At 58.1% G+C, this 24,950-nt stretch carries 18 protein-coding genes; 14 read left to right on the top strand and 4 right to left on the bottom strand.

The window, feature by feature from the left end; all coding sequences use genetic code 11:
• Positions 1-21: 21 nt before the first annotated feature.
• Complete coding sequence (paaZ, locus tag I9185_RS15155; protein WP_210093461.1) at positions 22-2,052, top strand: phenylacetic acid degradation bifunctional protein PaaZ; 2,031 nt, start codon at positions 22-24, stop codon at positions 2,050-2,052.
• A gap of 319 nt (positions 2,053-2,371) precedes the next feature.
• Here the strand turns inward: paaZ and I9185_RS15150 are convergent, their stop codons facing one another.
• A complete protein-coding gene (locus I9185_RS15150; protein ID WP_171636498.1) occupies positions 2,372-2,824 on the bottom strand; it encodes an Lrp/AsnC family transcriptional regulator in 453 nt (150 codons plus the stop codon).
• 115 nt (positions 2,825-2,939) lie between these two features.
• On the opposite strand from I9185_RS15150, the gene I9185_RS15145 reads away from it, so the two are divergent.
• From I9185_RS15145 to I9185_RS15100, 10 genes are all read left to right on the top strand, one after another.
• Positions 2,940-4,139: a methionine gamma-lyase gene (locus I9185_RS15145; RefSeq protein WP_210093460.1), complete on the top strand. Its 1,200-nt coding sequence runs from the start codon at positions 2,940-2,942 to the stop codon at positions 4,137-4,139.
• Positions 4,140-4,153: 14 nt separating this feature from the next.
• Positions 4,154-6,535 (top strand): 1-deoxy-D-xylulose-5-phosphate synthase N-terminal domain-containing protein, encoded by a 2,382-nt coding sequence (locus I9185_RS15140; RefSeq protein WP_210093459.1) that lies wholly within the window; start codon positions 4,154-4,156, stop codon positions 6,533-6,535.
• A gap of 387 nt (positions 6,536-6,922) precedes the next feature.
• A complete protein-coding gene (locus I9185_RS15135; RefSeq protein WP_210093458.1) occupies positions 6,923-8,899 on the top strand; it encodes a DEAD/DEAH box helicase in 1,977 nt (658 codons plus the stop codon).
• Positions 8,900-9,084: 185 nt separating this feature from the next.
• Positions 9,085-11,142, top strand: a complete 2,058-nt coding sequence (locus tag I9185_RS15130) for an adenylate/guanylate cyclase domain-containing protein (protein WP_245223587.1) — start codon at positions 9,085-9,087, stop codon at positions 11,140-11,142.
• A 298-nt stretch (positions 11,143-11,440) separates the two neighbouring features.
• The gene (locus I9185_RS15125) at positions 11,441-13,024 is read left to right on the top strand and encodes an ABC transporter substrate-binding protein (protein WP_171724609.1); all 1,584 of its coding nucleotides are present in this window, start codon (positions 11,441-11,443) and stop codon (positions 13,022-13,024) included.
• Between the two features lie 68 nt (positions 13,025-13,092).
• Positions 13,093-14,187 carry a Xaa-Pro peptidase family protein gene (locus I9185_RS15120; RefSeq protein WP_210093457.1) on the top strand — a complete coding sequence of 365 codons (1,095 nt, stop codon included), beginning with the start codon at positions 13,093-13,095 and terminating at the stop codon, positions 14,185-14,187.
• Positions 14,187-15,194 (top strand): ABC transporter permease subunit, encoded by a 1,008-nt coding sequence (locus tag I9185_RS15115; protein WP_171724607.1) that lies wholly within the window; start codon positions 14,187-14,189, stop codon positions 15,192-15,194. The genes I9185_RS15120 and I9185_RS15115 overlap by 1 nt, the downstream gene beginning before the upstream one ends.
• On the top strand, positions 15,194-16,096 hold the full coding sequence (locus I9185_RS15110; protein ID WP_152460560.1) for an ABC transporter permease subunit: 903 nt from the start codon (positions 15,194-15,196) through the stop codon (positions 16,094-16,096). Before I9185_RS15115 ends, I9185_RS15110 begins: the two co-directional genes overlap by 1 nt.
• Before the next feature lie 4 nt (positions 16,097-16,100).
• Positions 16,101-17,078, top strand: a complete 978-nt coding sequence (locus I9185_RS15105) for an ABC transporter ATP-binding protein (RefSeq protein ID WP_210093456.1) — start codon at positions 16,101-16,103, stop codon at positions 17,076-17,078.
• Positions 17,075-18,028, top strand: a complete 954-nt coding sequence (locus I9185_RS15100; protein WP_171636482.1) for a dipeptide ABC transporter ATP-binding protein — start codon at positions 17,075-17,077, stop codon at positions 18,026-18,028. The genes I9185_RS15105 and I9185_RS15100 overlap by 4 nt, the downstream gene beginning before the upstream one ends.
• A gap of 353 nt (positions 18,029-18,381) precedes the next feature.
• Here I9185_RS15100 and I9185_RS15095 read toward each other — a convergent pair whose 3' ends face one another.
• Both I9185_RS15095 and I9185_RS15090 read right to left on the bottom strand, forming a co-directional pair.
• Positions 18,382-20,166, bottom strand: a complete 1,785-nt coding sequence (locus I9185_RS15095) for an ABC transporter ATP-binding protein (RefSeq protein WP_171636480.1) — start codon at positions 20,164-20,166, stop codon at positions 18,382-18,384.
• 443 nt (positions 20,167-20,609) lie between these two features.
• On the bottom strand, positions 20,610-21,548 hold the full coding sequence (locus I9185_RS15090) for a cytochrome c family protein (protein WP_210093455.1): 939 nt from the start codon (positions 21,546-21,548) through the stop codon (positions 20,610-20,612).
• Positions 21,549-21,644: 96 nt separating this feature from the next.
• On the opposite strand from I9185_RS15090, the gene I9185_RS15085 reads away from it, so the two are divergent.
• From I9185_RS15085 to I9185_RS15075, 3 genes are read left to right on the top strand one after another with little or no spacing between them, the layout of a single operon-like run.
• Positions 21,645-22,169: an RNA polymerase sigma factor gene (locus I9185_RS15085; protein WP_245218156.1), complete on the top strand. Its 525-nt coding sequence runs from the start codon at positions 21,645-21,647 to the stop codon at positions 22,167-22,169.
• Complete coding sequence (locus tag I9185_RS15080; RefSeq protein WP_171724603.1) at positions 22,166-22,903, top strand: hypothetical protein; 738 nt, start codon at positions 22,166-22,168, stop codon at positions 22,901-22,903. Before I9185_RS15085 ends, I9185_RS15080 begins: the two co-directional genes overlap by 4 nt.
• A gap of 47 nt (positions 22,904-22,950) precedes the next feature.
• Complete coding sequence (locus I9185_RS15075) at positions 22,951-24,030, top strand: helix-turn-helix domain-containing protein (protein ID WP_171636472.1); 1,080 nt, start codon at positions 22,951-22,953, stop codon at positions 24,028-24,030.
• On the opposite strand, the gene I9185_RS15070 is transcribed toward I9185_RS15075, so the two are convergent.
• Positions 24,003-24,893: a LysR substrate-binding domain-containing protein gene (locus tag I9185_RS15070; RefSeq protein WP_209835089.1), complete on the bottom strand. Its 891-nt coding sequence runs from the start codon at positions 24,891-24,893 to the stop codon at positions 24,003-24,005. The genes I9185_RS15075 and I9185_RS15070 overlap by 28 nt on opposite strands.
• Positions 24,894-24,950: the final 57 nt, after the last annotated feature.

Below are 24,950 nucleotides of genomic sequence, written 5' to 3'. Positions count from 1 at the left end.
ACAACAAATGAGGAGACGCTCATGACAATCCAACAGATTTCCAGCTTCGCGGCCGGTAAATGGGTTGCGCCCGGTGCGGGTGCCCGCAATATTACAAGCGCAGTCACCGGCGAGGTGATCGCCACGGCCGGCAATAGCGCGTTGGATGTGCAGGGGATGCTGGACTATGCGCGCAATGTCGGCGGGCCGGCGCTGCGGCAGATGACGTTCCACCAGCGGGCCAAGATGCTCAAGGCGTTGTCCGTTCATTTGGGTCAGCACAAACAGGAAATGTATGACCTGTCTTTCAGCACAGGTGCGACCCAGTCCGACCACTTGATCGACATAGACGGTGGTATCGGCACGATGTTCGTCTTCGCTTCGAAAGGTCGACGCGAGATGCCGGACGGATATGTCTATCTGGACGGTGAGGTCGAGCAGTTGTCGCGCAATGGCACTTTTCTGGGGCAGCACATCTGCACCCCGTTGCATGGGGTGGCGGTTCACATCAACGCGTTCAACTTTCCTGTGTGGGGGATGTTGGAAAAGCTAGCTCCAACGCTTCTGGCAGGCGTTCCGGCCATCGTAAAACCGGCGACGAACTCGTGCTACGTCACCGAACTATGCGTCCGGCTGATGCTGGACTCCGGCATTTTGCCTGCAGGTGCGTTGCAGCTGGTTTCGGGTGGTCTGGGCGATATGCTGGACCGTCTGACCATGCAGGACGTGGTCAGTTTCACCGGATCCGCGGAAACGGCGTCGAAACTGCGTTCCAACCCGGTCATCCTGGAGAATTCTGTTCGTTTCGTGGCCGAGCAGGACAGTCTGAACTGCTCGATCCTGGGCCCTGATGCCGAGCCCGGAACGCCGGAATTCGACCTTTTCGTCAAAGAAGTCCAGCGCGAGATGACCACGAAGGCCGGGCAGAAATGTACGGCGATCCGCCGGATCATTGCCCCAGAGCCTCAGGTGCAGGCGGTGATCGAAGCTCTGTCCGCGCGGTTGGCAAAAACGGTCATCGGCGACCCGCGGCTGGAAACCACACGCATGGGCGCGCTGGTCTCGAACGGTCAGAAACGCGATGTTCTGGAAAAGGCGGCAATCATCGGGCAGGAAGCCGAGCGCGTTTTCGGCAACCCTGACGATTTTCAGGTTGATGGGGCGGATGCCGAGAAAGGCGCGTTCCTGCCGCCGATGTTGTACCACTGTGCCAATCCGGATGCGGCCCAACGCGTCCATGACACCGAGGCTTTTGGCCCGGTCAGCACGGTGATGGGGTATCGCGATCTTGACCATGCGATCGATCTGGCGAACCGCGGGCAGGGGTCGCTGGTGGCATCGGTCATAACTCGTGACGCGGATGTGGCGCGGCAAGTTGCCCTTGGGGCCGGGGTCTATCACGGGCGGCTGTATTTCAACAATCGTGACTCGATGAAGGAATCCACCGGCCACGGCTCTCCTCTGCCGCATATGGTTCACGGCGGACCCGGACGCGCTGGTGGCGGCGAGGAGATGGGCGGTGTGCGTGGCGTGAAGCACTACATGCAGAGGACAGCCATTCAGGGGTCACCCGATTTGCTGACCGCGATCGGGAACAAATGGGTTCCCGGCGCGACCGAGGTCGCAGGGCCAGCCCATCCGTTCACGCGCCGGTTCCACGAGCTGGCGATTGGCGAGACCCTCCACACGGCGCCCCGTACAATCACGATGGAAGACATCGAACACTTTGCCAATTTCACCGGCGATACGTTCTACGCACATATGGATCAGGCAGCGGCGGAACGGAACCCGTTCTTCCCGGGCCGTGTGGCCCATGGGTATCTTCTTCTGTCATTTGCAGCCGGATTGTTTGTTGAACCGAACGAAGGCCCGGTTCTGGCAAACACAGGTCTTGACGGGTTGCGATTCATGAAGCCCGTCGAGGCGGGTGATACCATCAAGGTGCGGTTGACGGTCAAGGCCAAGACCAAACGGAACGAAGAATACGGCGAAGTCCGCTGGCATGTCACCCTGACCCAACAGGATGATGAAATGGTTGCGGAATATGAGCTTTTGACGATGGTCGCCTACTAGGCCCGGAACCCATTGAATTCGGCAGGTCAGCGTGTTCACGGTTCGAAAAACGAGCGGTGAACATGTCTGATCTTCGGGATGCGTGCCAGAATCCGGGGGCGCAAACAGTGCGGGTTGCCTGCAAAGCACGCTAAGCGGCGCAATCGCGTCAAGATAATGTTCGACAGAATCAAGGGCTGGCTGCGCGCCACGACCCTTTGCGACCGAGGCTCAAAGGTCCTCTCGCCCGCGCCGCCATGAGTTGGCTGTGAAACCTTATCCCGGCGCGCGTTAAACATGCACATCAACCTGAGTTCGCAGATTGGCCGGGCGCGTTCCATCAGGGTGGAAAAACGGCGGTCTTCTTTACCGTTCCATAAACAAAGCTGGTGTCGATCGAGGCAATCCCACCGATCGGGTGAATTCTGTTTCGTATGAATTCTTCATATGCCTCGAGATCCGATACCAACACCCGCAGCTGGTAGTCCATCGCCCCGGTCAGCACGTGGCATTCAAGAACTTCGTCGATCATCCGAACGCGTTTTTCGAAATTCTGTACGTCCGTTTCATTGTGTCGCTCCAACCGGACCCGCACAAAAACGGTAATGCCTATGCCGTATGCGGCGGCGTCCACATCTGCGCTGTAACCCTTTATGATCCCGCGCGCTTCGAGGTTCTTGACCCGGCGCAGACACGGCGACGGAGACAGGTTCACCTCGTCGGCAAGGTCCTGGTTCGTCATGCGCCCGTCCTTTTGCAGCGCCCGAATGATCTGTCTGTCTTTATCGTCCATTTCAACCTTAAAATTGGCAGAATCTGCCAATATAGATCGCTGTCTTGATACTATTTGCAAGCACAAGCCCAAAGTAAAGGTGCAAACTGGCGTCAGCTTGAAACAGGAGCTTGCAATGACTCGTTCAACCGGATTTGCCACCCGCGCCATTCACCACGCTTACAACCCTCTGGAAAATGACGGCGCCCTTACCCCACCGCTGCATTTGACGTCCACGTTTACCTTTGAAACCGCAGAGGCTGGTGGAGAGATGTTTGCCGGTGAACGCGCAGGTCATATCTACAGCCGTATTTCTAACCCCACATGTGACCTTCTGGAACAACGCATTGCGGTGCTTGAAGGGGCCGAGGCCGGACTGGCACTTTCCAGCGGCATGGGGGCGATCACGGCAGTGCTTTGGACCCTGCTGTCGCCGGGGGACGAAGTCATCGTGGACAAAACACTCTATGGCTGCACCTTCGCCTTCATGCGCCATGGACTGGCAAAATGGGGGGTCACGATCACCCATGTCGACATGACAGACCCAGAGAACCTGAAAGCTGCCGTTTCAGACAAAACCCGCGTTGTCTATTTCGAAACTCCGGCCAATCCGAACATGCGCTTGGTGGACATCGCCGCCAGCGCCGAAATTGCGCATTCGGTCGGTGCAACGGTTGTCGTCGACAACACCTATGCCAGCCCCTATCTGACCCGCCCGATCGAGCACGCGGCGGATATCGTTCTGCATTCTGCCACCAAATATCTCGGTGGGCATGGCGACGTGGTCGCTGGTCTGGTTGTCGGCACCGCCGAACAGATCGCCGAAATCCGCCTGGTCGGAATGAAGGATATGACCGGTGCGGTCATGGCCCCTTTCAACGCGATGCTGATCCTGCGTGGTCTAAAAACACTGAACCTGCGTCTGGATCGTCATTGTGACTCTGCCAAAGTCGTCGCTGATTTCCTCGAGGCGCACCCCGCCGTCGGTGAGGTTTATTTTCCCGGGCTGAAAAGCTTTGCTCAGCATGATGTCGCGCAGCGGCAAATGTCCCAACCCGGCGCCATGATCGCGTTCGAGATCAAGTCCGGCCTGTCCGGTGGGATCGAATTCATGAACCGCCTGAACATGATCCAGCGCGCGGTGTCCTTGGGCGATGCCGAAACGCTGATCCAGCACCCTGCATCCATGACGCATTCGACCTATACCCCGGAAGAACGGGCCGCGCATGGGATCAGCGATGGTTTGATCCGTTTGTCCGTCGGGCTTGAGGATGTCGAAGATATCCTCGCAGACCTGGAGCAAGCTTTGCCGTATCCTGCCCGCAGCGCCGCCTGAACCCGGAGACCGCCATGCACATTGATCCCACTCAGTTGAAGATCGTTGAACAACGTCTGCTATGGTTGTCGCATTGGATGATCCACAATGCCAACCAGATCCGACCAAAGGTGGATGGGATCAAGGTTGGTGGCCATCAGGCGTCGTCTGCTTCGATGGTGTCGATCATGACCGCGCTCTATTTTTCGGCCCTGCGCGCTGAAGACCGGGTGGCGGTCAAACCCCATGCCTCGCCGGTTTTCCATGCGATGCAGTATCTCATGGGCAATCAAACGCGCGAGAAGATGGAAAACTTCCGTGGTTTTGGCGGTGTGCAAAGCTATCCCAGCCGGACCAAGGATATCGACGACGTCGATTTTTCTACCGGGTCTGTGGGTTTGGGTGTCGCGATCACCTCGTTTGCTTCGATCATTCAGGATTACATCAAGGCCAAGCGCTGGGGCTCGGATGCTCCGATGGGGCGGATGGTGGCCCTTGTAGGCGACGCAGAACTGGACGAAGGCAATGTGTACGAGGCTTTGCAGGAAGGCTGGAAGAATGACCTGCGCAATACGTGGTGGATCGTTGACTACAACCGGCAATCCCTGGATGGCATCGTCCGCGAAGGGCTGTTCGAACGGATTGAAAAGATCTTCGATGCGTTCGGTTGGGATGTCGTGCGCGTGAAATATGGGGTTCTGCAACGCGCGGCCTTTGAAGAACCGGGTGGCGATCGCCTGCGCGACTGGATCGATGCGTGCCCCAATCAGGAATATTCGGCTTTGACCTTCATGGGTGGCGCAGTCTGGCGGCAGCGTCTCATGGACGATCTGGGGGATCAGGGGGATGTGACCGCCCTGATCGAACGGCGGACGGATGCAGAGCTGGCTGCCCTGATGGAAAACCTTGGCGGCAATTGCGTCGAGACCATGGCCCGGACATTTGCCGCCATCGATCATGATCGCCCGACCTGTTTCCTGGCCTACACCGTCAAAGGGTGGGGCACCCCCATCGCAGGTCACAAGGACAATCACGGCGGGCTGATGAACAACAGCCAGTTCGCCGCGTGGCAGTCGCATATGGGCGTGCCAGAAGGTGAGGAATGGGAGCCGCTTGCGACAGTGCAGGACCCAGCCGCATTCAAGGATTTTCTGGCAAAGGCACCGTTCTTTGCCAAGGGTCCGCGCCGCTATTTCGATGACAAGCTGGACGTGCCACGGATCGAGGTCGACACCAGCCGTGAAATCTCGACCCAGATGGCGTTTGGCAAGATCCTTGACGATCTGTCAAAAGGTGATGGCCCGTTGACCGAACGCATCGTGACAACCTCTCCGGATGTCACCGGCACGACGAACCTGGGGCCTTGGGTTAACAGGCGCAAGCTGTTTGCCCGATCCATGCAAGCCGATGCCTTCATAGAACATCGGATCCCTTCGACGGCGAAATGGGAGTTCACTCCGGAAGGGCAGCATATCGAGCTTGGTATCGCCGAAATGAACCTGATGCTACTTCTGGGAGCGGCGGGTCTGTCGCATTCCCTGTTTGGCAAACGGTTGATCCCGATCGGCACCGTCTATGACCCCTTTGTCAGTCGCGGCCTCGATGCGCTAAACTATGCCTGTTATCAGGATGCACGCTTTATTCTCGTCGGTACGCCATCGGGCGTGACACTGGCACCTGAAGGCGGAGCGCATCAATCCGTTGGTACCCCCCTGATCGGCATGAGCCAGGACGGGCTGGCTGCATTCGAACCCGCCTTTGCTGATGAACTAGCGGTGATCATGGAATGGGCCTTCGACTATCTGCAACGCGACGGTGAAGGGCAACCGGACGAGCGCACATGGCTGCGCGATGAAACCGGCGGTTCCGTCTATCTGCGTCTGACGACCAACCCGATTGAACAGCCTGGAAAGCGTGTCGACGATGAGTTCCGCCAAGGTGCCATCGATGGGGCCTATTGGTTGCGAAAACCGGGGCCCAATTGCGAAGTTGTAATCGCCTATCAAGGTGCCGTCGCGCCCGAGGCAATCAGGGCCGCCGGTATCATCGGCGAGGGCCGTCGCGATGTCGGCGTTTTGGCCGTGACGTCCGCGGATCGGCTGAATGCCGGTTGGACGGCTGCACAACGCGTGCGGTCGCGGGGCAACCCCGCCGCACTTTCCCACATCGAGGCCCTGATGTCTGGCCTGCCGGCGCATTGCAATCTGGTCACCGTGATTGATGGGCATCCTGCAACATTGTCGTGGCTGGGCGCTGTGCGCGGTCATCAGACCATTCCGATGGGGGTCGAACATTTTGGCCAGACAGGAACGATCGGTGATCTCTATCGCCACCACTGCATTGATGCCGATGCCATCATCGAAAAAGTGAATGGTTTGACCCGTGGCAGAGTACTTCTTAGGGCAACAGGGGCTTGAGATCGGGCCAACAAGATCAGGAACGAACCCGCTCGGGCTCTTGTTTGACCCATGTCGCATCGACGACGGTCACGTCATCGAAATGATCGGCAAGATTGTGTGTGTCCGGTGCGTTTCTCCGACGCCCAACGGCAGGCATTTGCCAGCAAGATGTCGAATTGCGTACCCGCGTTGACCCAGGCTTGACGCGGCCCGGCCCTGGCGGTTGCGTCAGGGTCTGACCTGTCAGGGTGTTCCCTTATTGGAAGCTTTTCGGCGAAAATGCCCGTTTTCCCGTCTATACAACCGGGATGGCAGCCGGTAAGGGGCTGTCTTTACCCTTGGATGATCCGCTGATCGCAATTCCGCACAGCGCCTATCACCTGGCCGATACAAAGAACCACCACCGTGAAACAAACCATTGCAGATGCGCTAGCGCGCAAGGGCTATGATACATTGACCCAAGTTCAGCGAGCCGTCACCCAGCCCGAACTGGAAGGGCGCGACATGTTGGTTTCGGCCCAGACCGGATCAGGGAAGACCATTGGGTTTGGTCTGGCGATAGCACACAGGGTGCTCGGCGATGAAGAAACGCTCGGCAAACCCGAAGCGCCGTTGGCGCTGGTTGTCGCACCGACCCGCGAGCTGGCACTTCAGGTGAAACGGGAACTTGGTTGGTTGTATTCCGGAGCGGGAGCGTTTCTGGCCTCGTGCGTTGGGGGCATGGACATTCGGGATGAAAGTCGCGCGTTGGCCCGAGGCGCCCATATCGTTGTGGCCACTCCGGGACGACTTCGCGATCATATCAATCGAGGGTCAATCGATCTGACAGCTATCCGAGCGGTTGTCCTGGACGAAGCGGACGAAATGCTGGATCTGGGGTTCCGCGAGGATCTTGAGTTCATCCTTGATGAAACACCCGCAGATCGTCAGACCTTGTTGTTTTCTGCCACTGTGCCACGCGCAATTGCCAATCTGGCCAAGCGGTATCAGCGCGACGCGGTACGTGTGAGCACGGTCGGCGAACAGACCCAGCACGCGGATATCGAGTATCGGGCCATGACGGTGGCGCCGCGTGATGGTGAAAACGCGATAATCAATGTGCTGCGATATTACGAGGCCCCCAATGCCATCGTTTTCTGCAACACCCGAGCAATGGTTTCGCGCCTGACCGCTCGCCTGTCGAACCGGGGGTTTTCTGTCGTGGCCCTGTCCGGTGAGCTGACCCAGAGCGAACGATCCAACGCGTTGCAGGCCATGCGTGATGGACGGGCCCGGGTCTGTGTCGCAACCGATGTTGCGGCCCGCGGCATCGATCTGCCCAACCTTGATCTGGTGGTCCATGCCGAACTGCCCAACAGCCATGAAACACTGCTGCACCGGTCTGGCCGCACAGGTCGCGCCGGGCGCAAGGGCGTCAGCGCCCTGATCGTCGCGCCATCATCGCGAAAAAAGGCAGAGCGCATTCTGAAATTTGCCAAGCTGACAGCAGAATGGGGATCGGCCCCGTCTGCCGACGACGTGAACGAGCGTGACCAGGTTCGGATGCTGGCATCAGAGGACTGGCAGGTAGAGATTACGGAAAGCGAACGGCCGTCTGTTGAAAAACTGATTGCTCGCTTCACGCCCGAACAAATCGCGGCCGCTTACCTCAGGCAATACAAACTGCGCCATTCCGCCCCGGAAGAGCTGTCGGCGGTCGATCAGACCACCCCAAGACCACGGGCATCCTTTGGGCCCGGCGTCTGGTTTTCATTGTCCGAAGGGCGCAATCAGAATGCGTCCCCCCGTCATATGCTGCCGATGATCTGCAAGGCGGGCGATCTGACAAAAGACGACATCGGTGCCATTCGGATTGCCGAGGACGTAACTTATTTCGAAATCAGTGAAGCCAGTGTCGACCGCTTTTTGACCGCCATTGGTCCAGAGATGAAAATCGAAGAAACCAAAGACCTTGTGCGGTTGGATAAAGCACCGGACCTGTCGTCAACCGGTCGGTCCGGTCTCAAAAGTAAGTTCAAAGGCAGACCTACAGGACACAAAAAGGAAAACTCTCCGGCTGAGCGGAAAGCGCACCGCCGCCAATCCAAGCCCGAGGCTCAGCTTGCCCAGACCGTGCCCGCGACCGAAACCCGCCGAGCGTCGGATGACGACGCAAAAAGCCAGTTCAGGGCTTCGGGCGCAAAACCTAAAAAGCGCAAGCCCGACAGTGTCGAGCAAAAGAGGGGTCGTTCCAAACAAGGCGGAGACGCGCCGAAAGGTCCGCCGCCACCGAAGGGCAAGCCAAACAGCAAGAAGAATCGTGCACGCGCGGCGGCCGTCAAATCCGCCAAGGGTGGCAACGCAGTTCCAAAACGTCGCAAACCCGGACCCAAGGGCAGTTGATTTCCGCCACGGACAAGGTTTGTCCTCTGGCCATTGGCAAGTGACTAGGTGCTGTTGATTTCGGTCCCGGCATACACATGTGCTTAACAGTTGCGTGATTTTTAGGGGTTGGAGCAAACTAAGCTTTGCTCTTCTTGCCATCTCAACCGAATACTGTGGTACAGGACATTCTTTTCGGGGTTTTCATGCGGTTCAGTGTCGGCATTGCTGTATCTATGCTGGTCGCCGTATCCATCGGCGTGTCGACCTTTGTTGTTCATTCGCTGTGGTGGACGACCGCGCGGGACAACAGCCGCATGCTTGCCGCTGAGATCAACAGCCAGATTGCAAACGCGGTCCGTATCGAAGTCGGGGCAACCCTCAGATCCGCCGAAGCCGCATGGTCGGCGGTGCGCACGATTTTTGTACAGAATGTCATCGCAACACGGCAGGCCGATAAACGAGAGTTCGTGTTTCTGTCTCAGTTGCAGGCGCAGCCGAATATTTCCTGGATTTTCTTCGGTTGGCCGGACGGCAATTTTTTCGCGTCGCATCGGTTGGGCGACAGCGGGCTTGAGATGATCGAGATCGACAAGGCCATCCGCGACCGGAACCTGCGAACCGATCGATACATTTTTGTTCCCGGGGATATTCAGTTCGAAGAAAGGACCTTTGTTCCGACCTCTTATGATCCTCGCGATCATGCCTGGTTCAACAATTTCATGTCCCTGGACACGATGGGATGGATCGAAGCGCGCGATCTTCCGGGCAGTGACAAGACCGTATACGCATTTGCGGGGCCGATCGATGTCAACCGGGCACGGCAGGGTGTCCTTGCGGTCGCAATAGAAACCGACCGTTTGTCACGCTTTCTGGCGACGCTTGAGCCCGGCGAATTTGGAGCTGCCTTTATTCTGGATGCTGATGGCAAAGTAATTGCCGTTCCCGACGCAAAAGCGGACGAAGTTACACCGGCGCGCATGGGCGAGGGTGAACTGTACGAGGTTGCCAAGATCTCGGGGGAAAAACTGTTGGGCGATCCGGATGGCAAGACAGCGGGCAGTTCGACGAAGCGCGTGGTGATCGACGGCGTCCCCTATGCGGTGGCCCTGACACCTTTGGGTTTTTACGGGTGGCGCGTCGCTACGGTCATTCCGGAGGCGGCGTTTTTGTCGGGTATCAATGCAACCTTGATAGACCTGATCTATATCCTGATCGGGGTCGTGATCGTCTCAACCGCTCTGGCGATCTGGTTGATCCGTCGAATTGTAGCCAATCCTTTGGCGCGCATTGCCGAGGATCTGAGCAAGATCGAACGCTTCGACGTCGAACGCATTCCACGCCGGCCTTCAAACCTTTCCGAGCTTGCCAATCTGTCTGCGGCAACGGCCAGCATGGCAGCAGGATTGTCCGCGTTCAGAAAATACGTGCCGACCGATCTTGTGAAGATGCTGGTCGCTGAAGGCATCAAAACGCAGCCCGGTGGCGACATGAAGCAGATATCCGTATTGTTTTGCGATGTGACCGGATTCACCGGGTTGTCGGAAAAACTCGGCCCCAAAATCATCCAGTTGATGGAGCCCTTTTTCTCTGCGGCCGCAGCTGCCGTCGCGCGCCATGACGGGACGATCGACAAATTCATGGGTGACGCGGTCATGGCGATCTGGGGGGCACCGCGCAAGGATGCTCTCCATGCCGAAAATGCCTGCCGCGCGGCGCTGGATCTTGTCGCGACCGTGGAAGATGCGGGCATCAAAGACGAGGCCGGAAATTCCCTGCGTGTCAGGATCGGGTTGAACAGCGGTGAAGCACTGGTTGGCAACATTGGGTCAGAGCAGCGGTTGAACTACACGGCGATCGGTGACGTCGTGAATGTGGCCAGCCGATTGGAAGGGGCCAACAAGGAGTATGGTACGCGCATTCTGATCGGTCCCGAGACCCGGCACGAAGCCGCCGATGCAATTGTCGTCCGAGAGCTGGACACGCTCGCGGTCTTTGGCCGGACCGAGGAGCTGGTGGTCTATGAGCTGATTGCGATGGCCGACGGTTTTGAAGGATCCCTTGATTGGATCGAGACCTACGAACAAGGTCTTGCGCATTATCGTTCCGGCCGGTTCGAGCGGGCGATAGCTGCGTTTGAGGCCGCGGACAAAACGCGGGGCGGGGACCCTGTGTCCGTCGCCATGAAGCTGCGCGCAAACAAGCTTTTGACCAACCCTCCCTCGGGGGATTGGCGCGCGGTTACGCATACGAACAAGACGTGAGAGTGCAGGCAATGAGCGCATGCTAACAGCACCCATTAACAGAAAGGTCTGAGTGCCCGGGAGAGGGTTTCGGGTCGTCGTATCGATTTCGCAGCGAAGATGAGAATGAGATCCGGAAATCAGGGTGCAACGGTAGAAAGACTCCTCAAAGATTTCGGCAGAAAGACACTGTTGACATTAGATATTGTATTTTGGATACATTAGGCAGAGGGATCGCGACGACCTGTGCTGTCACTGAATGCTCTGGCGACAAAGAGCCATGCGATTGTCTTTCAAAGTCCTTTTCTGGGAGAAAATCATGAACCTCAAACTTCTGGCCGCAACCACTGCGATCGCCCTGACGGGCGCCGTGGCGCAGGCAAATACACTTGTATATTGTTCCGAAGGATCGCCTGAAGGGTTCGATCCTGCGCTGTACACCGCGGGGACGACCTTTGATGCGTCTTCACATCCGATCTACAATCGGTTGCTTGAATTTGAAACGGGCACGACCAATGTGGTCCCCGGCCTGGCCGAAAGTGTCGAGGCCAGCGATGATGGTCTGGAATACACTTTCAAGCTGCGCCAGGGCGTCAAGTTCCACTCGAATGACGCGTTCACGCCGACCCGCGATTTCAACGCGGATGACGTGATTTTCTCCTTCATGCGTCAGAAAGACGAAAACCACCCTTATCATCAAGTGTCAGGCGGAACCTGGGAATATTTCCAGGGTATGGGGATGCCTGATCTGGTCGAGTCCATCGAAAAGATCGACGACTACACGGTGAAATTTACCCTGTCCAAGCCCGAAGCACCGTTTGTCGCCAATATGGCGATGGACTTTGCCTCAATCGTGTCGGCGGAATACGCTGCGGCAATGATGGAAGCCGGTACGCCGGAAAAACTGAATACGGCACCCATCGGCACCGGACCTTTCTCGTTCGTGGCATATCAAAAAGACGCGGTGATCCGTTACGCGGCCAATGATGCGTATTGGAACGACCCGGCGCAGGTCGAAAACCTGATCTTTGCCATCACGCCGGATGCGTCTGTGCGCTATCAAAAGCTGAAAGCAGGCGAATGTCATGTGATGCCCTATCCGAACCCTGCCGACATTCAGGCAATGAAGGATGATCCGGACATCAACATGCTGGAACAAGAGGGCCTGAACGTTGGTTATCTGGCCTACAACACCACCATGGCGCCATTCGACAATCCGAAGGTGCGCAAAGCGCTGAACATGGCGATCGACAAGCAGGCGATCATCGACGTGGTCTTCCAGGGCTCGGGCCAGGTGGCCAAGAACCCGATCCCGCCTACCATGTGGGGCTACAACGACGCCATCGTGGACGATCCCTATGATCCCGAAGCGGCCAAGGCGATGCTTGAGGCCGAAGGTGTTTCGGACCTGTCGATGAAAATCTGGGCCATGCCCGTCCAGCGCCCCTACAACCCCAATGCCCGTCGCATGGCCGAATTGATCCAGGCGGATTTCGCCAAGATCGGTGTGGGCGTCGAAATCGTCTCGTACGAATGGGGTGAATACCTGTCCCGCTCGAAAGAACTGAATCGGGACGGTGCCGTTCTGCTGGGCTGGACCGGGGACAATGGCGACCCGGATAACTTCCTGGCGGTTTTGCTGGGCTGTGACGGGGTCGAAGCATCCAACCGGGCGCAATGGTGCCATCAGCCATTCGAAGACCTGATCCTGAAGGCCAAGCAAAGCACGGATCAGGCCGAGCGGACCAAACTGTATGAAGAAGCGCAGGTTGTGTTCAAAGAGCAGGCTCCGTGGGCAACCATCGCGCATTCGGTCGTTTACATGCCCATGAGCAACAAGGTGCAAGGCTATAAGGTGCACCCTCTGGGCGGTCACATCTTCTATGGTGTGAGCGTCGAATAAACCACCACTCACAAACCGGAGCCACCTGATTGGTGGCTCCGGCTTTCTTATTGAGGAGGTCGGGCAGAATGCCGGATTTGTCCGAATACCGCCAATTGGCAATGGATATGTCAGTGGACGCAGTGGCCCTGGTGCCGGGTCCAAATTTCACCCGCGCATTGGGCAAATCCTTCATGAGCCACGAGCGCCCTTTTGTCGTGGTGATTCCGGCCATGGGTGATCCGGCGGCGATCGTGCCCAATCTGGAACTCGCCTCATGGGATCTGGTTGGATTTGAGGGTGCCGTATTCGACTGGCGCGATCAGACCGGCTATGACCGCGCATTTTCCGCGCTGGCAGCGCATAGTCCTATCAGATCGTTGGCCGTCGAAGGTCAGGTGATGCGGTTTTTCGTGTCAGACGCGTTTACCCGCGCAATTCCGGATCTGCGGATTGTGGACGGCGAGCGCGAAATCTCAGGCCTTCGCATCATCAAAACCGAAGAAGATATCGCCGCGCTGCAAGCGGCCATCGATATTTCGGAACGCGCGTTGGAGCGTGTGATTGCAGGTGTTCGTGCAGGTCAGACCGAAAAACAGATCGAGCAGGCGCTGATACAGGCGCTTTTTGCGGAAGGCGCCGAGTCGTTGGCCTTTTCCCCCATCGTGGCTGCGGGGGACAACTCGGCACGACCGCACGGAAAGGCGCGCGCCGACTACCGGATCAAAGCAGGCGATGCCTTGCTGTTCGACTTTGGCGCTCGAAAACATGGTTTTGCGGCCGACATCACGCGAACTTTTTTCGTTCAGGACGTCCCGGACGAAGGCCGGGATGTCTACGACACGGTTTTGCGCGCCAACAAAGCCGGGTTCGAAGCCTGCCGCCCCGGCGTGACAGCGCATGACATCGACGACGCCGTCACAGGCGTGCTTGAGGCCTCGCCCTTTGCCGATCGTATCCGGACCAAGACAGGTCACGGTCTGGGCCGGGATGTGCATGAGGCGCCGTATATCATGCGCGGCAACAGCCAGAAAATCCTGCCGGGCATGGTCTGGACCAACGAACCCGGTCTGTATGCATTGGACAAGTTCGGCGTTCGCATAGAAGATGACGTTCTCGTCACCGGGGATGGCTGTCGGTCACTGACCTGCTTTCCCAAAGAACTTACAATCATAGGTCGCTGATGCTTGGCTATTTCCTTACCCGTCTTGGCCTGTTTGTTCCGACATTTCTGGGCGTGACGTTGATTTCGTTCATGTTCATCCGGGTGCTGCCCGGCGATCCGATCATCGTGATGGCCGGGGAACGCGGCATGACGGAAGAACGTTATCAGGAAATGGTCGAAAAGCTGGGTTTCGACAAGCCGGTGTTGCAGCAGTATTGGGATTACCTCACCGGAGTGCTTCAAGGTGATCTGGGCGAAAGCTTTGTCACCAGGAAACCCGTATGGGATGAGTTCTTTTCGCTGTTCCCCGCAACGCTGGAGTTGTCCCTGTGCGCCATGATCTTTGCCGTTGCGCTGGGTCTGCCCGCAGGTGTGATCGCGGCGGTGAACCGAGGGAAGTTCTTTGACCGGGCGCTGATGTCCTCGGCGCTGGTCGGGTACTCGATGCCCATCTTCTGGTGGGCGCTGCTGTTGATCATCATATTCTCGGGCAATCTGGGCTGGACGCCGGTCTCGGGCCGCATCGACCTGTTGTATTATTTTCCCAGCGTCACGGGCTTTATGCTGATCGACAGCCTCTTGTCGGGTCAGGAAGGAGCATTCGGATCAGCCGTGCGCCATCTGATCCTGCCGACGATTGTGCTGGGAACGATTCCGCTGGCGGTTATCGCACGCCAGACCCGGTCGGCGATGCTGGAAGTTCTGGGCGAAGATTACATCCGCACCGCGCGCGCCAAGGGTTTGTCACCTTCGCGGATCAATGGATTGCACGCGCTGCGAAACGCTTTGATTCCGGTTGTTACGGTGATCGGCCTGTCGGTGGGCACGTTGCTGGCGGGGGCCATCCTGACCGAAACCATCTTCAGTTGGCCGGGCATAGGAAAGTGGATGGTCGACAGCATCTTTCGCCGTGACTACCCGGTTGTTCAGGGCGGATTGCTGATGATCGCGGTGATCGTGATGCTGGTGAACCTGCTGGTCGATGTCCTTTATGGCATCATCAACCCCAAAATTCGGAGGCGGTGATGGCCGAACTATCTTCAACCCCGCCCAGAACGGAAGACCGCCCCAGCGCCCTGCGAGAGTTCTGGTACTACTTCAGCGAAAACCGCGGCGCTGTCATCGGGCTTTGGGTTTTTGCAGCCTTTGTGTTTTGTGCAGCTTTTGCGCCCCTTCTGGCCCCCTATGACCCAACCGAACAGTTCCGCGATCATATCCTGCAACCGCCTGCTTGGCAGGAGGGCGGAAGCTGGGCTTTCCCGTTGGGTACCGATCCGCTGGGTCGGGACATGCTGTCGCGCCTGATCATGGGCTCGCGCTATTCCTTCTTTGTTGGAATCGTCGTCGTCTGTGTGGCGGTGTCGGGCGGCGTGATGATTGGCCTGCTGTCGGGCTTTGCCCCCAAATGGGTCGATACGCTGATCATGCGGGTGATGGATATCGTTCTGGCCTTTCCGTCGCTGCTGTTGGCACTGGTGCTGGTGGCCATCCTTGGCCCGTCGCTGACGAACGCGATGATTGCCATCGCCATCGTTTTCCAACCCCACTATGTGCGCCTGACCCGCGCGTCGGTTCTGGCGGAACGTCAGAAGGATTATGTCACGTCGGCGCGCGTGGCAGGCGCTGGCAGGTCACGGTTGATGTTCATCACCGTGCTGCCCAATTGTCTGGCTCCCATCATCGTCCAGGCGGCGTTGTCCTTTTCGACAGCAATTCTGGATGCAGCTGCCTTGGGCTTTCTGGGCATGGGCGCTCAGCCGCCCACTCCGGAATGGGGTACCATGCTGGCCGAAGCGCGCGAATTCATACTGCGCGCCTGGTGGGTGGTTACTTTCCCCGGTCTGGCGATTCTTGTCACCGTTCTTGCCATCAACCTGATGGGTGATGGCCTGCGTGATGCGCTTGACCCGAAACTGAAACGGAGCTGATCGCATGAGGCTTTTGCAGATCCGCAACCTGACTGTTGAATTCGCCACGGCCTCGGGCAAGTTCCGCGCCGTGGACGGTGTCGATCTGTCGGTCGACAGGGGCGAGCTGATGGCCATCGTCGGCGAAAGCGGCTCGGGCAAGTCGGTGTCGATGCTGGCGCTGATGGGGTTGTTGCCCTGGACCGCGACGATCACCGCTGACGAGATGCGTTTTGAGGGGCTGGATCTGGCCGGTCTTTCGGCCCGCGATCGCCGCAAGATCATCGGCAAGGACATGGCAATGATCTTTCAGGAGCCGATGTCGTCGCTGAACCCCTGTTTCACGGTGGGATTCCAGATCAAAGAGGCCCTGCGCATCCATCTAGGTTTGAACCGCAAGGACCGCCACCAGCGCGCGATTGAGCTGTTTGACCAGGTCGGCATCCCGGCCCCGGAAAGCCGTCTGACCACCTTTCCACATCAGATGTCAGGGGGCATGAACCAGCGCGTCATGATCGCGATGGCCATCGCCTGCAAGCCCAAGCTGCTGATTGCGGACGAACCGACCACTGCGCTGGATGTCACCATTCAAGCGCAGATACTCGACCTGCTGGTTCGGTTGCGGGACGAGCACGATATGGGCCTAGTGCTGATCACTCATGATATGGGGGTGGTGGCCGAAACCGCCGAACGGGTTCAGGTGCAATATGCCGGACAAAAAGTCGAAGAGCAGCCCGTGCGTGATTTGTTCCGCACGCCGCGTCATCCCTATACATCGGCCCTGCTGAGCGCCTTGCCCGAGCGCGCGACCTCCAAGATCCTCCCGACGATTCCCGGCGTTGTGCCGGGTCAATTCGATCGCCCCGCAGGGTGCTTGTTCAGCCCCCGATGCCGGTTTGCTGATGCAACTTGCGCTGAAATACCGCCGACCCCCCATGCCGACGCCTTCGGCAAGGCGCGTTGTCACCACGTAGAAAAAATTGCGGCCGGAGAATTGGCATGACCGACCCCATCGTTCAGGCGAAAGATCTGACCCGGTTTTACACGGTGAAGGGCGGGTTGCTGTCCAAGTCAGCGACGGTAAAGGCCCTTTCTGGGGTGGATTTCGAACTGAAACCGGGAAAGACTCTGGCCATCGTCGGAGAGTCCGGCTGTGGCAAGTCAACATTGGCGCGATTGGTCACGATGATTGAAGAGCCGACGTCGGGCAGGCTGACGATTGATGGTGTCGACATTACCCCGTCGCGGTGGAGCAAGATGCGGGAAACGGTGCAAATCGTGTTCCAGGATCCGTATGGATCGCTGAATCCACGTCAACGCATCGGCCAGATCTTGCAGGAACCGCTGATCATCAATCGTCCGGACATGTCCGCCGCAGACCGCGAGACACAAGCGCGCGACATGATCGAGATGGTGGGATTACGCCCCGAGCATTATGATCGCTATCCACATATGTTCTCTGGCGGGCAGCGTCAGCGTATCGCCATTGCACGCGCGCTCATGTTGAATCCCAGGGTCCTGGTTCTGGATGAGCCGGTTTCGGCACTCGACGTCTCGATCCAGTCGCAGATCCTGAACCTGCTTGTGGATTTGCAGGAACGGCTTGACCTCGCCTATCTGTTTATTTCGCACGATCTTTCCGTGGTTCGACATTTTGCAGACGACGTGATCGTGATGTATCTGGGGCGCGCTGTTGAAAAGGCGCCCAAAGAACAGCTGTTCGCCGCGCCGCGCCACCCCTATTCCAAGGCGTTGCTGTCCACGACGCCCCGAGCAGACCCTATGGCCCGAAAAGAACGGATCAAGCTTGAGGGCGAACTGCCGTCGCCAATGAATATTCCAAAAGGTTGCGCCTTTGCGCAAAGATGTTGGCTGGCAACCGATCAGTGCAGGGCAACATTGCCTGAACTGGCCGGAGAAACGCATCAGGTCGCGTGTCTGTACCCCTTGTAATGCAAGTAGGTTTTTGCGTTGGTGTGAGACGGTGGCAAACAGGGCGGCCTCAAGAAAAGCGACGTTGACTTCTTGTCGGAGAACCTCCGTGCCCAGGCGCTGGCAGGAACGGCGCGCCGGCGTGGGCGACCATGCCACATGTTTGTGTCGCTATCGTCGAGACCGCCATCTTCGAACCCGTACGTAAGACAGGACCGTCTATTTCCCCAAGTGCGGCCCGAGCGGCCATATCCCTTGGGCGGCTTGGGCCTGATGACTTCGATGCTCGGACGCGCGTGACAAGAATACTCCGCCCCTCTTCCGGACGGGTCTTGCCCGGAGAAGGGAGGCATGTGCCAGACCGAATGCAGGGGCTACTCTGCCACTTCCGCCGAGGGTTCGTGTTTTTTGAATTGCTGATCGAACAGGTTGCGGAAGGCTCCGTTCTTTTTCATCAACTCGTCCAGATTGCCCTGTTCCACGATCGAGCCATCCTGAACCACGATAATCTTATCCGCTTCCAGAACAGTCGAAAGTCGGTGCGCAATGACGACGACGGTCACATCCTTTGTCAGGGTGTCCAGAGCCTTTTTGACAAGCGATTCCGATTCAGCGTCCAGCGCGCTTGTGGCCTCGTCCAAAAGCAGGATCTCGGAATTTCTCAGTATTGCGCGTGCAATCGCAATTCGCTGTTTCTGACCACCTGACAGGAAGGTTCCGTTTTCGCCGACTTGCGTTTCGTACCCTTCCGGCAGGTCCATGATGAACTCGTGCGCATGTGCGGCTTTGGCCGCGGCAATGACCTCTTCCTCGGTTGCGTCAGGGGCCGAGCAGCGCAGATTGTCCATGATCGACGTCGAAAACAGAAACGTATCCTGACCGACATAAGAGATTTTTTTTCGCAGGGACGCAAAGCTGACCTCGCGCAGATCCTGGCCATCAATCTCGACGCTGCCCTCATCGGGATCGTAGAACCGCATGATCAGCCCGAATATCGTAGATTTGCCACCGCCGGACTGACCAACGAGCGCGGTGGTCTTGCCGGCCTCGAACGTGACGTTCATGTCTTCGATCACAGGTACGGCACCTTGATAGCCGAAAGTCACATCGCGCAACGTTATCTGGCCGGGGCCTTCGATCAGGTCATGGGCTTCGGGGCTTTCCACCATCGTGTCGTCCTGATCCAGCAGGCCGAACAACATGCTGATACCAACCATGCAGGTTTCGATCTGAACGCGCATTTTCGACAGCCGCTTGGCAGGTTCATAGGCCATCAGCAACGCCGTGATAAAGGACATCAACTGGCCAGCGCTGGGTTGTTCCGTACCTGCGATTCCCATCGTGCTGACCACTAGTACACCCGCCACGGCGAGGCCGGCCAGAAACTCCATAAGAGGGCTGGCAATGGACTGCAACTTGGCGATATCGTTCGACCGCTGTTCAACTTTCCGGATGGCGGTGTCCATGCGGTTGATCATCCGGTCTTCGAGCGAGAAGACCTTAATGACCTTGATCCCTGCCGAGGTCTCTTGCAGCACCCTAATGATTTCCGCCAGTGACTTGAATTCGGCCTGCATGATCGTTCGTACGCTCTTCAGCAGATAGCGAACACCCAACAGGGCAATCGGACCCACGACAAAGAACAAGACGGACAGAACGGGCTGCTGATACACCATCACAGCAACCAGCCCGACCAGAGTCAGAGCGTCGCGGACGAACCCGGTGACCAGCACATCGATCAGGTTTCTGGCTGCCTGCGCGCCATGGGTGGTGCGCATCAGAAGGTCCGACGATTCATTGGTCGAAAAGAACGCGACCCCATGTTTGAGCAGTTTGCGGTAAACCTTGTCCTGCTGTTCTGCCACGATCCGATTGCCTGCGCGGGCAAGGTAAATAGCCTGAATATAGGATGCGACCGCTTTGACCAGAAACAGGAGGACAACCCCCAACGCAATTACATGTGCCCAACCCTGCAAGTCGGGGCTGGTCATGGCATCGACAATGTATTCCATCATATATGCGGAGCCGGCCGTGGTGACCGCCACGGCAATCATTGCCAGAACCGCAATACCATACAGCTTGCCTTGCGCGTAAAAGCTTTCACCTACAAGGCGGCCCATATAGCCTGATCGCCACTTGTTCCAGGCGCGCTTTATCATTGCGTTCTCCAAATCGTGAAACTGTGCGCACGCTCAGTTAACCTATATTTTGTCGGGCCTAAAGGACAGATGCCAAGCTGCGGCAGAGCGGCCCATCCCGACTGTCTGAGCTGTACGCCCGCTAAATAATGGCTGGTTGACGATCGGACAAGAGTTGGAAAGCGCAAGGACAACCGGGATTTGCCTCTTTGTACGGTCGCAGGCAGGGTTGGTGGCGTGACAGGATTCGCAAAAAACGCCGTAAAACACGGGCTTTTTTGCCACAAACGAGTCGTATGTCCGGCATGTACCCGCTAACAAAGGGCTGTATTTCCTGACATTGAACACGTGTTGATCCGAAAACCAGACAGGGAACGGGCACAAGTATCGTATCCGATCCTGTCCGGGGCCGGTTGTTGGAAATCGAAATTCAGCGCTGCGGCCAGGTCTCTCGGGCGTTGCCTTCACCCCTCTTCTTGCAAGTATGCAAGAAGGTTAACAATATCTTCGTTCTTTTTCAGGCCGCGAAACTGCATTCGATTGCCCTGAAGATACCCTTTGGGATCCGTCAGGAACGCGCTCAGGGTCTCATGCGTCCAAACGATGTCGGAACTTTCCAGCGCTGTCGAATACTTGAATCCCTCTGCCTGTCCGGCCTTTGTGCCGATAATACCGTGCAGGGACGGGCCAACACCATGGCTGCCTTCTTTCAATTTGTGGCAGGCACTGCATTTGCGAAACACCTTTTTGCCCGCCGTCGCGTCCCCCTGAACATCTGCGGCAGCAACATCCTCTGTGGCTTCCGATGCCGTCGAGGCCTGCTCTTCATCCGTGTTAAAGATCAGCCGGGCCGTAATAGGTACCGTTCGGGTGATGCCGGGCAGGCTTGCCAATTCCATAAGCTTGTCCACGCCGGCGTTCACACCGGCGTCTTCCGTGCTGAGAAACACCATGTCGTTTGTCGAAACAAGCACTGACGTCTCGGACAAGCGTGCGACGAACATTTCCGCGTCAAATTCAACTTCCGTGCCGGCCAGCGAAAGCACGGAAGCAGCTTCCAGAGTGGTGGTTTCACCCACGGCCAGCCCTGAAACCTTCGCCATGTCGAATTCGGCCGTCAGGCGCGCAGTGGGTGCTTGGCGGAATACAAATTCGATCATTCGTTCGTTGCGAATATCTATGTTGGTCTCGACCGAGGACAGGTCGATTTCGATTTCGGCTATGCCCTCCTGTGTCACGTGTCCGCTCAGGCCGGTGAAACTGTTGACCTCGCCCACCGCGTTTTTCTTGATCGTTCCATAGGCCAGATGCGAGTGGTCGGACTCCAGTGTCCAATCTGCTGCCCAAATGGGTGTTGCAACAATTGCCGACGCAAACGTGACTGCCTTCAACAGAAGTTTCATTTCTTTCCTCCGCGGTTTATGTCAGTTTTGGCCCTGCGGGCCGGGTCCGTTTCTGACAAACACACACAGGTCGCGTTTTATTCGATGAGTGCCGAGATGACTTCCGAACAGGCCGTTCGTGACGCCGTACAGATGCACTCAAGACGCGTCTGGCGGTTTGCTCTGGCGTTGTCGGGGGCATCAGATGTGGCGGACGATCTGGTGCAGGCTACATGCCTGCGTGCGCTTGAGCGGCATCATCAGGTAACATCGCATGATCGTCTGGACAGTTGGCTGATGACGATCTGCCGGTCAATCTGGTTGAACGAAGTGCGGTCTCGTTCCGTCCGGCGGGCACAGGCGCTGTCCGTGACCCCGGAAGCGGAACTGGTCGCAACTTTGCCGGATTCAGAAACGAATATTTTTGCGGCTGAAGTGTTTACTCAAGTGATGCAGCTGCCAGAAGCGCAGCGGGAAACGGTCATGCTTGTGTTCGTCGAAGGGTACAGCTATCGCGAAACCGCTGCATTGCTGGACGTTCCCATCGGCACAATCATGAGCCGGCTATCGAATGCCCGGCGGAAACTGAAAACCGTGATGCAGTTTGAGGCGGCAGACACCGCGCGACGGAGTGGCAAATGACGTTTTCCGACGAGACGCTGTTGGCGTATCTGGAAGGCACGCTGGATGAGGCTCAGAGCCGCGCCATCGAGGCCGCGGTTGAGGATGATGTCGAGCTTGAACGCCGCTTGATGGCGCTGGATCCGTTTGCGCCTGTCGTTGGGCAGGTCTTTGAGAAACTGCCCACCGCGGCGCCGAAGGTCGATTTGCCGGAACCCGTGGCGCAAAACACCAATGCTGGGTTTCTGCGCCTTCTGGTCGTGGCCGCGGGCGTCGGGGTTGCAGCCGTCGCCCTGACATTCTGGGCGACGCGTCCGGCGGAACCGGGCTGGGCGCAGCAAGCGGCGATCTATCAGTCGCTTTATGTGCCCGAGACGATTGTCTCGCTGGACAGTTCCGAGGCATCGCTGGACAAGCAGTTCGCGATGGCCGAGGCAGCACTTGGCAGGTCTCTGAACCGTGAAGCGCTGGACTCCCTGCCTGGGCTGGAGTTGAAGCGAGCACAGGTTCTTTCGTTCAAGGGAAAGCCCTTGGTTCAGGTCGTTTTCGCCGATGAGCAGGGTCAACCTTTTGCCTTCTGTGTTATCCGTCAGGGGCCGAACGCCCCGAAGGCAGGGGTCAAACAGGTCATTCTGAGCGGTTTGGCAACAGCGACCTGGGCGCAGGATGGCTATGGTTACATGCTGCTGGGCAGCTCTCCGCAGACCGATTTGAGCAGCGAACTGGATGTTCTGACCCGAACCTTTGCGGGCTGACGGAATACCCCTTGTGAACCAACGGGAATGCCCGAAGAATGCGGGGTATGACGTCGAAGAAACCCTTGCCCCTTCCTGAAGACGAGGCCGAAGATCTTGGCCCCGCCAGCATCTATGACGGCGATCCGTCCGAAGAGGACGACCTGTGGTTCTTGCCGCCGGATGAAGTCGAGGAAGACGAGGGATTCTTTTTGCCCGGGCCGCGACGCGAACAGCGCCTGCTGTTCGATCCGCGTGATTGGCGGGCAGCGCAGTCCGACCTTTCTGCGGAACTTGCAGATCTGGCCCTGACTTTTGGCGCGCTGGATGAACGGTTGCGAGCGGGCCCCGAAGGCTGGACGCATCGCTTGGCATTGATGGAGACGTCCGATCTGGGGTGGTGGACCGGAGACCGGATCAGCGTGGATCGATTGGCCTTGTGGACCGGTTTGCGGATCGGCGCGACTCATGATGACGTGCAGGCCCTGTTCCGGGCCGGATGGGCTGTACGACGCTTGAGTTCGGGCGCGCCGCCTGCTGCCGGCGGTTGGGAACGGGGGCTGACCGCGTTTCTTGACCGACTGGCTCAGGGGGCCGACGCGACCCCGGAATCCATCATTGATCTGGCCGAGGTCATGCAAAACGCCGAAGGGCTGCATCCTGTGACGCAGTCGGCAATTGCGTTTCACGCGTGGCGGGCGGTGTCACAAGGCATCGGACAAGACACGGAAGCAGCCGTCATAGCCGCGCGGCATGCGGCCTCCATGGGGCGTGGCGGTGCGCAGTTTATGCCCTTGGCCTTGTCCGGGCCGAGCGCGCTGCGCGGCTCGGGGGATCCGGCGGAAAAACTGAGCGCATGGATCGGCGGCGCAGGTCAGGCTGCCCTTGCAGCGTTATTGCACCTGGACCGGATCAGCGCGTGGGAGGCGAAAGCCAAAGAGGTCACGCAGGATCTGAGCGGCCGCACCCCACCGCGCCTGATCACTGCATTGACGGCCTGGCCCATGGTATCCGCGCCTTTGGCAGAAGACCTGACCAAGGCTTCCCGCGCGGCGGTACAGCGCAATTTCGACCTGTTCGCGCAGCGGGGTCTGGTTCGCGAGGTCACCGGGCAGGGGCGTTACCGCGTCTGGACGGCGGCGCTGTAATCCATCAGCCAATCGCGAAACGTACGCGCTGCCGGGCGCAGCGCCGTGCGGGAGGGATAGACCAGATGATAAGCTTCCTGCCCCGGGCAGGAGATGTCCGGCAGACAAGGGACCAAGCCCGACAGTTTCATAATGCGATCTGACGCGGGCGCGCGCGCCAAGGCAATGCCGCATCCGCTGGCGCAGAGCTCGGCCGCCATCACCGAATTGTCGGCAAAAAAATACCGTGCCTGGCCTGCTGGCAGCCGCTGGTGTTCGAACCAATGCGGCCAGCTTGCCCGATGGGTCGAAACTTCGATCAAGGTGAAGTCGAACAAGTCCTTTGCCGTCTCGATCCGGGCAGCAATCTCGGGCGGGGCGATGGGATAGAGATGTTCGCGCATCAACTCGTCACTTTCCGAGCCGAACAGCGCGGGGTTTCCGAACACGATCTGAAGGTCAGTGAACCGATTGGCAAAATCCGACATGACATTGCCGGTCGAAAGCGAAAGGTTGATCTGAGGATGCGCCGCCTGAAAATCGGGAACACCCCCGGCCAGAATGCCATGTGCAAACAGCAGCACCGACTGCACGTAAAGCCTTTGCTCGCGGGTTTCACCGAACAGACCGGCGGTTGCCGTTTCCAACATGAGCAAGGATTGCTGTACCGACGGCAGATAGGCGCGCCCGGTCTCGGTCAAAGTGACCGCATGCGCGTGACGGTGAAACAAGGGTGTGCCCAGTCTTGTCTCCAGCGCCTTGACCTGCTGGCTGACGGCGGCAGGCGTCATGTTCAACTGGGTCGCGGCGCGGGCAAAGCTTTCGGTTCGGGCCGCAGCCTCGAATACGCGCAGCCAGTTGAGGGAAGGGACGCGGGCGTTCATTCCGACAGGCTAAGCAGAACTTAGCCTCACCGGCAAGACAATTAGGTCTGAGCTTTT

The organism is Ruegeria sp. HKCCSP346, from assembly GCF_017872595.1.
Taxonomy (GTDB): Bacteria; Pseudomonadota; Alphaproteobacteria; order Rhodobacterales; family Rhodobacteraceae; genus Ruegeria.
This window is presented reverse-complemented; position numbering and strand designations above follow the sequence as displayed.